Source organism: Ruegeria sp. CF4 (assembly GCF_056537345.1).
The window spans coordinates 451,911-464,065 of sequence record NZ_JBQFRJ010000001.1 but is presented as its reverse complement, the minus strand read 5'-3'; the positions used below and the strand labels follow the sequence as shown (position 1 = coordinate 464,065).

The following is a 12,155-nucleotide window of genomic DNA, read 5'->3' as shown; positions in this document are numbered from 1 at the left end:
GCTTAAACGTATACCCGGATACCAAAACCCGCCCCGGCTGCCGATCAGTCAGGGCGGATCTTCGCCTCATACCAGAGGTTTATTGGAACTCAGCAATCGGCTCGTGGGCCAACTTCGCCACTTCCAGCGCCTCGCCCAGATCGACTGTCTTGCGGAACAGCGCGCGTCCAACAATCGCGCCCGAGATATTCGGGATATAAGCCAAGCGCGATATATCATCGGATGTCCGTACCACCCCGCTGGCAATGATCGGCGTGCGCGATTTCTCGGCCAGACCCGAGATCAGGCCCAACTGCGCTTCGACATCTTCCATGTCACTGTCGATATCTGTGACCAGAATGGCGGCGAATGGCGTATCTGCGAAGGCTTGGATGAAGGCGTCTGGCGTAAAGGCGCTTTGGCTGCGCCAGCCTTCGGTCATCACCTGACCCTGCCATACATCAACGGCCAATACGATCTGGTCAGGATAGAGCTTGGCGAGTTCTTTCACCAGCTGGGGATCCCAAGCCGCCAGCGTGCCGATCACGATTCGCCCCGCACCTTTGTTGATCCAATGTTCCACATGCTCACGGGTCCGCATGCCACCAGCCAGTTGCACCGGAACCTCAGCCGAGCGAATGATCTCTTCCACCAGTTCTGCGTTGGTATCACGGCCTTCGATCGCATCGAAATCCGTCAGGTGCATCCATTCGGCGCCCGCGGCAGTCCAGCCGCGCGCGGTCTCAACCGGGTCCACATGCCAGATCATCGCGTCTTCGATACGGCCTTTGTCCAACGTGACGCATCGACCGTTCTGAAGCTCCATCGTGGGGTAAATCATCATGATCCATATCCTCCGCTGAATCACTCCGGGTTTCCACGATAGCATAGAGTCTCAATCTGGCGCAGAATTCACCAAGATCGGCACAGTTCGTCCATTTTGCGGCATCGTCATACCGGATGCGTTTCACACCCGTGCGGGAGGTCCGTCACGGCGAAACAGATGGACCGGCGTATCCTTGTACTCGGTTTCGCGCAGAAGCTTGTACCCCAGCTTTTCAGCCAACCTTTGTGATGCCACATGGTCGGCATCGATCAGCGCGACCAACGGGCCGGGAATGACCCGGTCGAACCAGTCATGAGCTGCCTGCGCGGCCTCTTGCCCATACCCTTGCCCCTGCATCTCGGTGGCCAGAACCCATCCGGCTTCGGGGAAACCATCGAAATCCTCGCCCAGAGAACGGTTTCCATAAAAGAACCCGGCTTGGCCGATCAATGTTCGATTCGATTGCAGAACCACGCCCCATTGACCGAAACCGGTCATGTGCCAGTGCCCGGCGTTGCGCAGAAACTTGTCCCACGCTTCACCTCGCGTCAGCGGAGTGCCACTGATATGGCGCACGACCTCGGGGTCACGCCAGATTTCAGCGAATCTCTTAAAATCCTCAGGGCGCATCGCACATAAAGTCAGACGCGCCGTATTGATCATCGGGGTGGATCTTATCATGCCCTTGCCCGCTCGGAATTGTGCCTCAGGCTTCAGAGTGACGAGCGCACGCCTCTCAAGGCAAGTGTGAATTGTGGCAAGGCATAAAAAAACGGCGCCTCCGTTGCCCGGAAGCGCCGCTTTTGGATCAGACGGGTAAGCTTAGGAAGCTTCGCTGATGAATTTGACCGCGTCGCCAAAGGTCTGGATGGTCTCGGCTGCGTCGTCCGGAATCTCGATGCCGAACTCTTCTTCGAACGCCATTACCAGCTCAACGGTGTCCAGGCTGTCTGCGCCCAGATCGTCGATGAACGAGGCGTTTTCAGCAACCTTGTCCTCTTCAACACCCAGGTGCTCAACAACGATCTTCTTAACGCGATCTGCGACGTCGCTCATGTCTATTCCTCATTTCAATTTCAGGGCGGTCCGCCCGGTTCTGCCCTTGCCCGTTCGGGATGGACTTGTTTTGCCCGTTCCGGGCGGTTTGGGTCCCGGGTCCCCGGGAAATCAGAGAACCGGCCTTCCGACCGGTCCCTGCGCATACGCGCCGCCTATAACACAGACAACGCGCAAGGCAAACGCTTTCGCATCCGCCCCGAATTGCGATTACAACATGGCCATGCCGCCATTCACATGCAAGGTACTTCCGGTCACATAACCCGCTTCGGGGCTTGCAAGGTACAGAACGGCAGCCGCGATTTCCTGCGGATCACCCATCCGGCCCGCCGGAACCTTGAGCAGCAGACCCTTCTTTTGCTCATCGGTCAGCTTTTCAGTCATCGCCGTGGTGATGAAGCCCGGCGCAACCGCGTTCACGGTGATACCACGGGTCGCAACCTCATGCGCCAGCGCCTTGGAAAAGCCGATCATCCCGGCCTTGGACGCAGCATAGTTCGCCTGACCCGGATTACCGATCGCGGCCACAACAGACGAGACATTTACGATCCGGCCCCAGCGCGCCTTCATCATGCCACGGATCACGCCTTTGCATAGCTTCATCGTCGCGGTCATGTTTACATCGATCACGCTCTGCCATTCCTCGTCCGACATGCGCATGAACAGGTTGTCCCGTGTGATGCCTGCGTTGTTGACCAGAATATCAACCGAGCCCATCACCTCGGCCGCTTGCTTAGGCAGCGCCTCGACCGCCTCAGGGTCACTCAGGTTACAGGGCAGAACATGCGCGCGGTCTCCCAGGCTTTCGGCCAGCGCCTGCAGCGGTTCAACCCGTGTCCCCGATAGGCCAACGGAGGCACCCGCGTCATACAGCGCGCGGGCAATATCGCCGCCAATGCCACCCGAAGCGCCCGTGATCAGCGCATTCTTACCTGTCAAATCAAACATCTATTGTCCCTCTCTGGCCGCCGAGACCGGCGACTATTCTCAGTTCATGCGCCGGGATTAACGGCCTTTTGTACATCCTCGGGCGACCCGACCGCTGTGCAGGCTAGCGACCGGTCGATCTTGCGGATCATGCCCGACAGCGCTTTGCCCGCGCCGATCTCCCATGCCTCAGAAACGCCTTGCGCAACCATGTATTGCACGCTCTCGCGCCACCGGACCGAACCCGTCACCTGTTCCACCAGCAACTGACGGATCATATCCGGATCGCTCACGGCCTCCGCCCGAACATTCGCAATCAGGGGCACAGCAGGTGCCTTGATCTCAACAGCAGCCAAAGCGTCCGCCATAACATCTGCAGCAGGTTGCATCAGTGCACAGTGAAATGGTGCACTTACCGGCAACATAATTGCACGCTTGGCGCCTTTTTCCTTGGCGATCTCAGCGGCACGCTCAACAGCAGCCTTGGACCCCGACACAACCACCTGAGTCGGATCATTGTCATTTGCGGCCTGACAGACCTCACCCTGCGCGGCTTCGTCGGCGACGACGCGCACAGCCTCAAGGTCCAGCCCAAGAATGGCAGCCATCGCACCTTCGCCCACCGGAACGGCGCTTTGCATTGCCTGCCCGCGCGTCCGCAACAGGCGCGCGGTGTCTGCAACCGACAGGGCCCCGGCAGCAGCCAATGCCGAATATTCCCCCAGCGAGTGTCCTGCCACGTAAGACGCTGTCGAGATCGAAACTCCCTCGGCCTCAAGCGCGCGCATTGCTGCCATCGAGGTCGCCATCAGCGCCGGCTGCGCATTCTGCGTCAAGGTCAACTCCGCGATATCGCCTTCCCAGATCAGAGCACTCAGCTTTTCGCCCAGGGCTTCATCCACCTCATCGAAAACCGCCTGAGCAGCCGGATAGACCTCGGCCAGTGCCTTGCCCATTCCGATGGTCTGGGCGCCCTGCCCCGGGAAAACAAACGCGCGTGTCATTGGTGCCTCTTGCGTGACGTCAGGTTTCGGCGGGGTGTAAACTGACTGACGGCGCGGCACAAGCATTGCCTGCGTTCTGCATCAGGACACCGTTAATGTGCATTTCTCTGCCTTGTGTCCGCACATCATCCCACTACCCTAGCAGCACACAAGCAAAGTAGAGAGCTCCCCTCATGCCCCTGACGAACACGCATTCCAGCTATGGCGGTGTAACAAAAGCGTTTCATTGGCTGACTGCCCTACTGATCTTGACCGCCCTGCCACTGGGATGGTTCGCCAACGAACTGGCGCATGCGATCTACGACCCCAATATCGCAACCACCGAAGAAGACATAGCACGGGCGGCTCGGCTGTTTTCGCTGCATAAAACCGTTGGGGTTACCGTTTTCTTCGTCGCTCTGACCCGAATCCTCTGGGCACTGACCCAGACCAAGCCCGGGCTGCTCAACGCCGATAACAAGCCCGAGGCTTTTGCTGCAGAAACGGTCCATTGGTTGTTATACGGCTCCCTTGTCTTTGCCCCCCTGAGCGGTTGGGTCCACCATGCCGCAGCAGAGGGCTTTGCCCCGATCCTGTGGCCCTTTGGCCAGAACCTGCCTTTGGTTCCGAAATCGCCCCTTCTGGCCGAGTTCACTGCCAGCCTGCATTGGCTGTTTGTCTGGATATTGGGCGGATCATTGGTCCTGCACATTCTTGGGGCATTGAAGCACCATGTTGTAGACAAGGACAGCACGCTACGGCGGATGCTGCCGGGCGACGCGAACGCCCCAGAGCCCCCCGCGCAACATCACTCGGCCGCACCCGCAGTTGCTGCGCTTGCGGTATGGGTTGCGGTGCTTGCCGGAGGCTGGTCCATCGGCGTGTTTTCGCACAGCTCTGACGCCGCAATCGACACAGCTGAACTGACCGAGGTCCAATCGGATTGGCAGGTTCAGGATGGCACCCTGTCTATCACGATCTCTCAGCTGAACAGCCCTGTGACCGGCACCTTTTCTGACTGGACCGCTGCGATCGCCTTTGACGAGCCAGAAGAACCCGGGCTGGCCGGTTCAGCAGACGTGACCATTTCCATCGGTTCGCTCAGCCTTGGAACCGTCACCGACCAGGCCATGGCTGCTGATTTCTTCGACAACGCCCAGTTTCCTACCGCGCAGTTCAAAGCCGATCTGTTTAAGACCGAAACCGGCTACGAGGCGCGCGGACCGCTGACAATCAAAGGCCAGTCAATGGATATCGTGCTGCCATTTACGCTCGAGATGGAAGACGGCAGCGCCATCATGTCCGGATCGGTTGACGTGAACCGGCTGGACTTTGGTGTGGGCACGTCCCAACCCACCGAGGACTCGCTGGGCTTCACGGTCACGGTCAGTGCGGAACTCACCGCAACACGCGCTGAATGAAACAAAAAAACCGCCGGAGGGGGTGCCTCCGGCGGTCTGACTTACGTATCGAAGACGCTTGTTAGTCGGCCTTCTGAGCCTCAACCGAGATACGTATTTCGACCTCATCGCCAACAAACGGTGCGAATTGGCCCAGATCAAAATCGCTGCGAACCAGCGTGGTGGTGGCGTCAAATCCCGCCCATGGCTTGCCTGCCATCGGGTGCTCACCCACCTGATTCAGCTTGGCATCCAGAACGACCGATTTGGTGACGCCGTTCATGGTCAGATCACCAGTGATGTTGGCTGTGTTCTCGCCCGTCACCTCGATACCGGTTGAAGTGAAGGTCACCAGATCACCTTCGGCTGCGCCAAAGAAATCTTCGGTCATGAAGTGATCTTCGCGCGGTTTCCAACCGGTGATCATTTCAATGACCGGCATCGACACAGTCACGCTCGACGCGGCGGGGTCTTCCTGATCGAACATGATCTCGCCCTCAAAGCCCGAGAACATGCCCGTGGTGGTTGAAAAACCAAGGTGATTATAGCTGAAGATGACCTGGCTGTGGCTGGGGTCCAAAACATATTTTTCGGCGCTGGCGAAAGCAGTCGTGGCCGACACGGCCAGAGCGGCAGCAAGAAGGGTGGATTTCATAACAATCTCCGCAGTGGTGGTGTTGCAAACCGGGTGGGTTGCTCACCAACAAAAATGTGCCGCCCAAAGGCAGCACACAAGTCTTTTCGATTCACAAATTCTGTTCCTATTTGAACAGAACTGAATTCAGGCGAAAATCGTCACGTTTTGGCTGAGTTGACCTTTCAGCGCTGAGCCGACATCCGCCGATTCCAGCGGCAGCTTCATCAGCAGGCTACCGTCAACGTCAAACAACTCGACTTGATCATCCGCAAAGCGCGCGCCGCCCAGCGAGTCGTAGCTGCGGCGCAGCACCGTCTGCGGGCGACCGTTTTCATTCTTCTGCAGGATGCGCACTTCGCGGCGGATCGGGTCGAAATAAGCATCAGGACGTGCATCCATAACCTCAATCGTCAGCAGACTTACCCCGACAATCAGGAACATCAGCGACGCAACCAGCTTCAGCGGCCAGACTTCGGCACCCATGATCGATCCAGGCATCAGCCACATGGAAAAGGCAGACAGAATTAGAAAGGCCCCGACCACACGCAGAAGCACCATCCGGGCACGCCAGTTGGGCGCGAAAGTGATCAGAACGGGAACGGATTTTTCAAATGCAGCGGCGGGTGCTGCTTCTACAAAAGTATTTGTGTTCATGACGGCCATTGTCTTGCCCTGTCTGTGGTTTTCCAAGTATCCGGGTGTTCCCGGTTTCATGAACAACCTCACGGCGAAAAGAGTCAGGAATTGGGCGCCTCAAAGGAAATTGGACGACTTCACAAGGGCATCTGTGGCAGGGCTTGCTCCGCCGCCATAAACGTGTATACGGGGCCATCCTTCGCAGGAGTTATGAATCGCGCAGCCTCTCGTGGCAGGGTCGCGAAGGACCATATGGCCCCGCCTTTGAAATGCGCCTTGATATAAACAGGAGTGCACATGCCACTGTATGAGCATGTAATGATCGCGCGTCAGGATCTGTCCAACGCGCAGGCAGAAAGCCTCGTCGAACATTTCGGCACCGTTCTGGCTGACAACGGCGGCAACGTCGTCGACAGCGAGTACTGGGGCGTCAAGACGATGGCCTACAAGATCAACAAGAACCGCAAAGGCCACTATGCCTTCCTGAAGACCGACGCCCCCGCTGGCGCCGTTCAGGAAATGGAGCGCCTGATGCGCCTGCACGAAGACGTCATGCGCGTTCTGACCATCAAGGTCGACGAGCATGCCGAGGGCCCCTCGGTCCAGATGCAGAAGCGCGATGAGCGCGAAGGCCGCCGCGAGCGCCGCTGATCAACGCCTGACGAAAGGACATAAACCATGGCCGCAAAACCATTTTTCCGCCGCCGCAAGGTCTGCCCGTTCTCGGGTGAGAACGCGCCGAAAATCGACTACAAAGACACCCGTCTGCTGCAGCGCTACATCTCTGAGCGTGGCAAGATCGTACCTTCGCGCATCACCGCCGTTTCGGCGAAAAAGCAGCGTGAACTGGCCCGTGCTATCAAGCGCGCCCGTTTCCTCGCCCTGCTGCCCTACGCCGTGAAGTAAGGAGAGACTGACATGCAAGTTATCCTTCTGGAACGCGTTGCGAAACTGGGTCAGATGGGCGACGTCGTTGACGTCAAGCCAGGCTACGCCCGCAACTTCCTGCTGCCCCAGGGCAAAGCCCTGAGCGCGTCCGAGTCGAACATCGCTTCGTTCGAAGCCCAGAAAGCGCAGCTGGAAGCCCGCAACCTGGAAACCAAGAAAGAAGCTGAAGCACTGGCTGAAAAGCTGGACGGTCAGCAGTTCATCGTGATTCGCTCGGCATCGGATGCCGGCGCTCTGTACGGCTCGGTCACTCCGCGTGACGCCGCAGACGCTGCGACCGAAGCAGGCTTCACCGTCGACAAGAAACAGATCGCCCTGATCGCTCCGATCAAGGAACTGGGTCTGCACTCGCTGGCGGTCAAACTGCACCCCGAGGTCGAAGTTGAGATCAAGATGAACGTCGCCCGTTCGGAAGAAGAAGCCGAACTGCAGGCTTCGGGTAAATCGATCCAGGAACTGGCTGCTGAAGAAGAAGCCGCTGCTGAATTCGAAATCGCCGAACTGTTCGACGACATCGGTTCCGCCGCTTCGGACGACGAAGAGCTGGTTGCTGAGGAAGCTCCGGCTGAAGAAGACGAAGCCAAAGCCTGATCTGGCGAAGCTATCAATGCTAAAGGGCCACGCGTTTGCGTGGCCCTTTTTTTCTGTCGCACTCATCAGCAGCGAGTTTTGGCCCGAAACCGCCCTGGGCCTTGCGGTCAGATGCTCGATCCATATCATCCGACTCTGCAAAACGGAGTATTGCCATGCCCCCCCTCGTTCGACGCACTGTCATTGCTTTTCTGATTGCAGCACCGCTCACTGCGTGTGGCGGTCCGGATACGCCCAGCCGGGCGGACACGTTTGATCCCCCTCTCTATCCGAACGAAACGCCGGAACTGCGCGCATCGATCAATAAATGGGCAGACCACTACGAGTTGCCTCGTGAGTTGGTGCATAAGCTGGCGATCCGCGAAAGCACTCACCGCCCTTGGGCCGTGAATCGTCCCTATTACGGCTTGCTGCAGATTCTGCCCGCCACGGCCCGTTCAATGGGCTATACCGGGAACGCTCAGGGCCTGCTGGATGCAGATACGAACCTGGAGTATGCAGGCAAATACCTGCGCGGGGCTTGGTTGTTATCGGACGGAGATCAGCAACGCGCGATCTTCCTATATGCCAAGGGATACTACCCAGAGGCGAAAAAACGCGGCATGTTGGTGGAAACTGGTCTGGTTTCTGCCACAGAATAGGCATTTTTGTTGCGCATTTCCCCGTTAAAGCTCAAACATAACCACTCGAACGCAACAACGGACACCATCGCCAAACAGAGGAACCTTGCGGAACCTCATTCAGGAGGGGCGAATTTGATGTGTATTAAAGGCACATTTCCCCTAAAAAAGCAGACATTTCCCACATCTTCTTGTCATAATATGGGAAATGTGATGTGCTCTATGACGTCAGGGAAGGCAGTATCTTTTTTCCTGGCCAAAGGGATCCGCCCGCTCACTCGGGTCTAGCTGGTCGTTACCGTATGGATATTGTTGATCTCAGCACTCTTCCCGAACAGGACTCTCGCTATGATGAGTTCCTGCGCCAGGTCTGTGACAAATACGAAATGGACCACGCGGCCTATGCCGGGATGAATCCGGCTGCGGGCACGATCCACGGCCATGTGACATATGGCGACGACTGGAAGAATCATTATCAGGAACAAGGCCTTCACCTGATTGACCCGACCCTGCATATGAGCCAGCGCAGCATTGCACCCGTGGACTGGAGTCGCCTGGAACGTGGTAAAGACTTTCAGCGTGTGTTTCGCGACGCCCACGACTTCGGCATCCCCGATCAAGGGGTCACGATCCCCGTACGCGGCCCTTATGGCGACATTGGCCTGCTGAGTGCGGTGCGTGATTGCAGCCGTGAGGAGTGGAAAAAGCTGGTCCCTAACGTGATCAGCGATCTGCAATCGCTGGCCGTGCACATCCATGACAACGTGATGACGTCGGATACGATCAGCCGGATGCTGTATCACCCGACGCTTTCAAGCCGTGAATTGGAAATTCTGCAATGGGCCGCAGCAGGTAAATCGCAACAGGATATCGGCGATATCCTGTCGATTTCTCACCGCACAGTTGAAGTGCACTTGCGCTCTTCTCGCGAAAAGCTTAATGCGCTGACCACACCGCAGGCGGTGGGCCGTGCGATTGGAATCGGGCTAATTTACCCGGGCTAAAGCAAAATTCCCCCGAAATCCGACCTAAAAAAGCCAATATTACGGGAAACCCCCAATAGATTCGCTCGCGAATCCGGGTAACGTCTTATCCACAGGACAGACAACTCGAAGGGGGTTAACATGATTTTGGTAGTTGATGGGCTGAACAGACATCTGTTCACCGAAGTTCTTGACGATATGTTCGAACTGCGCGCTCGGGTTTTTGGTGGACGACTTGGATGGGATGTCCACATCGAAGACGGCAAAGAAATCGATCAGTTCGATCACCTGGATCCTGCATACGTAATTGGTCTCGACGATGAGGGGAACGTCGTAGCCGCAGTACGTGCACTCCAGACCACCGGTCCACATATGCTTTCGGATGTGTTTTCGGACATCCTATGCGGCGAGGCGCCAATGCGCAGTGCGACCATGTGGGAATCCACCCGGTTCTGCGTCGATACGCAACGCCTGACACGTGGCAAAGAGAAGAACTCGGTCTCTTATGCGACTTGTGAATTGATGATCGGATCGCTGGAATACTGTCGCAACGCGGGTATTCAGGACATTATCACCGTGATTGATCCGGTTATGAACCGCGTCCTCAAACGCTCAAACTGTGCGCCCTACGACTATGTGGGCGAAACCGTTCCGATGGGTAAGGTGCCGGCGATGGCCGCTCTGCTGGATTGCAGTGAAGAGAGGATTTCGGGCCTTCGTGAATTCGCAGACATTCACCACGATGTCTTTATCGAGGAAGAAAAGGCGTTGGAGTTCTTCGAGGCCAAAAAGGCCGAGAAACTCAGCCCGGCAAATCGCGACCACAAACCGCTCACTGATCTTGAGAAATACTTTGTCGAGCAGATGAGTGCCGCAAAGACCGAGGCAGAGAGAGAGGCAGTGCTGAAATTGATCGAAGCTCTGTCCGACACATTCACCCCAGAGCAAAAGACCGCTCTGTTACAGACCCCCCGTGCTTTTGCTCATGAGGCCTGACCCCCTCACCTCATAGCACAAAGCCACCCATGCGGAGCCGTCCTTTTTCCAGACGGCTCCGCTTTTTTGTGCCCCCATGAATGGTGGGGGAAGGAAGAGGATTATTCCTCTTCCAGTGCCTCAACGGCTTTCTGCAGATCGTCTTTGCTGACTTCTTTGTCTTCGACCTGAGCCAGCTCGACGATGTAGTCGACAACCTTGTCTTCAAAGATCGGCGCGCGCAGTTGCTGTTGCATCTGAGCGTTCTGCTGCACGAACTCAAAGAACTGGCGTTCCTGACCCGGATACTGACGCGCCTGGTTCATGATTGCCTGAGTCATCTCGGCATCAGACACCTCAACCTCGGCCTTCTGGCCCAGCTCAGCCAGCAGCAGGCCCAGACGTACGCGGCGCTCGGCCAGTTTGTTATGCTCATCGGTGGGCTCGATCGGATCGTGATCGTGGCCTTCGACATCCGGGTTTTCTTCGTGCCACAGTTGATGCGCAATCTGCTTGGCTTCGGCTTCAACCAGCGACGGCGGCAGGTCGAACGAGACTTTCTCGTCCAGCACGTCCAGCAGAGCCCGCTTCATGACAGCGCGCGAAGCACCGGCATATTCGGCTTCCAAACGCTCGGCGATCTGTGCTTTCAGCGCGGCCAGATCCTCGGCACCGAATTTCTTGGCCAGCTCGTCGTCAACCTCAGCCGCGACCGGCTCTTTCACCTCTTTGATGGTGCAGGTGAAAACGGCATCTTTACCGGCCAGATGCTCGGCACCGTATTCTTCGGGGAAGGTGACGTTAACGTCTTTTTCTTCCTCGGCCTTCACACCAACCAACTGCTCTTCAAAGCCGGGGATGAAGCTGTTCGAGCCCAGAACGAGCGGGTAGTCCTCGGCCGATCCGCCTTCGAACTCTTCGCCGTCAACCTTGCCAACAAAGTCGAACACGATCTGGTCGCCATCTTTGGCTTTGGAGCCTTTACGGCGCGCTTTGAAGTTCTGAGCGGTCTCGGCCAGGTTGTTCAGCGCTTCTTCAACGGCTGCCTCATCGGCTTTAACAACCAGCTTCTCCAGCTCGACCGATTTCAGGTCGACTTCGGGAATCTCAGGCAGCGCCTCATAGGACATGGCGACCTCAACGTCGTCGCCTTCTTTCCAGTCCTCATTGGTCATCTTGACCTCGGGCTGCAGCGCAGGACGCTCACCGCTGTCTTCAAAGTGCTTGTTCATCGCACCGTCGATGGTTTCCTGCATCGCTTCGCCCAACAGACGTTGGCCGAACTGCTTTTTCAGCAGAGCCATCGGTACTTTACCTTTGCGGAAACCTTTCATTTCGATTTCCGGCTGCGCTTCGGTCAGTTTCTCATTGACCTTGTCGTCCAGCTCGGCTGCGGTCACAACGATGTTGTAGCCGCGTTTCAGACCTTCGTTCAGCGTCTCGGTAACCTGCATTATGGTAGTCCCCATAGGATTCGGGGCGCGCAAAAAGGGCGCGCCGGGCAAATTTGACGCCTTCTATTTGCCCAGCCCCCTACGTGCAAGGGGGCAATGCCTTTATCGGTCCTGTTTTGCCGCCGATTTGAACAAAAAAG

The 12,155-nt window shown here is 57.1% G+C and carries 15 protein-coding genes; 7 read left to right on the top strand and 8 right to left on the bottom strand.

All coding sequences use genetic code 11. The annotated features are described in order from the left end of the window. Positions 1–79: 79 nt before the first annotated feature. The 5 genes from ACR0NF_RS02270 to fabD all read right to left on the bottom strand — a co-directional run bounded on the left by ACR0NF_RS02270 (position 80) and on the right by fabD (position 3,792). Positions 80–823: a 1-(5-phosphoribosyl)-5-[(5-phosphoribosylamino)methylideneamino]imidazole-4-carboxamide isomerase gene (locus ACR0NF_RS02270; protein ID WP_480469455.1), complete on the bottom strand. Its 744-nt coding sequence runs from the start codon at positions 821–823 to the stop codon at positions 80–82. Positions 824–946: 123 nt separating this feature from the next. Next, positions 947–1,486 carry a GNAT family N-acetyltransferase gene (locus tag ACR0NF_RS02265; protein WP_480469454.1) on the bottom strand — a complete coding sequence of 180 codons (540 nt, stop codon included), beginning with the start codon at positions 1,484–1,486 and terminating at the stop codon, positions 947–949. A 141-nt stretch (positions 1,487–1,627) separates the two neighbouring features. Continuing rightward, entirely contained in the window at positions 1,628–1,861 is a 234-nt protein-coding gene (locus ACR0NF_RS02260) for an acyl carrier protein (RefSeq protein ID WP_008756330.1), read from the bottom strand. Between the two features lie 210 nt (positions 1,862–2,071). Beyond that, the gene (gene fabG / locus ACR0NF_RS02255) at positions 2,072–2,809 is read right to left on the bottom strand and encodes a 3-oxoacyl-[acyl-carrier-protein] reductase (protein WP_480469453.1); all 738 of its coding nucleotides are present in this window, start codon (positions 2,807–2,809) and stop codon (positions 2,072–2,074) included. Positions 2,810–2,853: 44 nt separating this feature from the next. Further along, complete coding sequence (fabD, locus tag ACR0NF_RS02250; RefSeq protein WP_480469452.1) at positions 2,854–3,792, bottom strand: ACP S-malonyltransferase; 939 nt, start codon at positions 3,790–3,792, stop codon at positions 2,854–2,856. A gap of 173 nt (positions 3,793–3,965) precedes the next feature. Here fabD and ACR0NF_RS02245 point away from each other — a divergent pair, with 173 nt between their 5' ends. After that, on the top strand, positions 3,966–5,192 hold the full coding sequence (locus ACR0NF_RS02245) for a cytochrome b/b6 domain-containing protein (protein WP_480777698.1): 1,227 nt from the start codon (positions 3,966–3,968) through the stop codon (positions 5,190–5,192). A 61-nt stretch (positions 5,193–5,253) separates the two neighbouring features. Here the strand turns inward: ACR0NF_RS02245 and ACR0NF_RS02240 are convergent, their stop codons facing one another. Together ACR0NF_RS02240 and ACR0NF_RS02235 are read right to left on the bottom strand one after the other, a co-directional pair. Further along, complete coding sequence (locus tag ACR0NF_RS02240; protein ID WP_480469450.1) at positions 5,254–5,826, bottom strand: YceI family protein; 573 nt, start codon at positions 5,824–5,826, stop codon at positions 5,254–5,256. Between the two features lie 126 nt (positions 5,827–5,952). Beyond that, entirely contained in the window at positions 5,953–6,462 is a 510-nt protein-coding gene (locus ACR0NF_RS02235) for a hypothetical protein (RefSeq protein ID WP_480469449.1), read from the bottom strand. A 279-nt stretch (positions 6,463–6,741) separates the two neighbouring features. Between ACR0NF_RS02235 and rpsF the strand changes: the two genes are divergently transcribed. The 6 genes from rpsF (at position 6,742) to ACR0NF_RS02205 (ending at position 10,582) form a co-directional block, all read left to right on the top strand. Continuing rightward, positions 6,742–7,095 carry a 30S ribosomal protein S6 gene (gene rpsF / locus ACR0NF_RS02230; protein WP_170382745.1) on the top strand — a complete coding sequence of 118 codons (354 nt, stop codon included), beginning with the start codon at positions 6,742–6,744 and terminating at the stop codon, positions 7,093–7,095. A gap of 27 nt (positions 7,096–7,122) precedes the next feature. Continuing rightward, a complete protein-coding gene (gene rpsR / locus ACR0NF_RS02225; RefSeq protein ID WP_005608650.1) occupies positions 7,123–7,350 on the top strand; it encodes a 30S ribosomal protein S18 in 228 nt (75 codons plus the stop codon). Positions 7,351–7,362: 12 nt separating this feature from the next. Further along, positions 7,363–7,983: a 50S ribosomal protein L9 gene (gene rplI, locus ACR0NF_RS02220; protein ID WP_170414354.1), complete on the top strand. Its 621-nt coding sequence runs from the start codon at positions 7,363–7,365 to the stop codon at positions 7,981–7,983. A 155-nt stretch (positions 7,984–8,138) separates the two neighbouring features. Beyond that, a complete protein-coding gene (locus ACR0NF_RS02215) occupies positions 8,139–8,624 on the top strand; it encodes a transglycosylase SLT domain-containing protein (protein ID WP_480469448.1) in 486 nt (161 codons plus the stop codon). A 281-nt stretch (positions 8,625–8,905) separates the two neighbouring features. After that, positions 8,906–9,607 carry an autoinducer binding domain-containing protein gene (locus ACR0NF_RS02210; RefSeq protein WP_480469447.1) on the top strand — a complete coding sequence of 234 codons (702 nt, stop codon included), beginning with the start codon at positions 8,906–8,908 and terminating at the stop codon, positions 9,605–9,607. 120 nt (positions 9,608–9,727) lie between these two features. Then, positions 9,728–10,582: an acyl-homoserine-lactone synthase gene (locus ACR0NF_RS02205; protein WP_480469446.1), complete on the top strand. Its 855-nt coding sequence runs from the start codon at positions 9,728–9,730 to the stop codon at positions 10,580–10,582. Positions 10,583–10,683: 101 nt separating this feature from the next. Here ACR0NF_RS02205 and tig read toward each other — a convergent pair whose 3' ends face one another. Further along, a complete protein-coding gene (gene tig / locus ACR0NF_RS02200) occupies positions 10,684–12,015 on the bottom strand; it encodes a trigger factor (RefSeq protein WP_480471888.1) in 1,332 nt (443 codons plus the stop codon). Between the last annotated feature and the right edge of the window lie 140 nt (positions 12,016–12,155).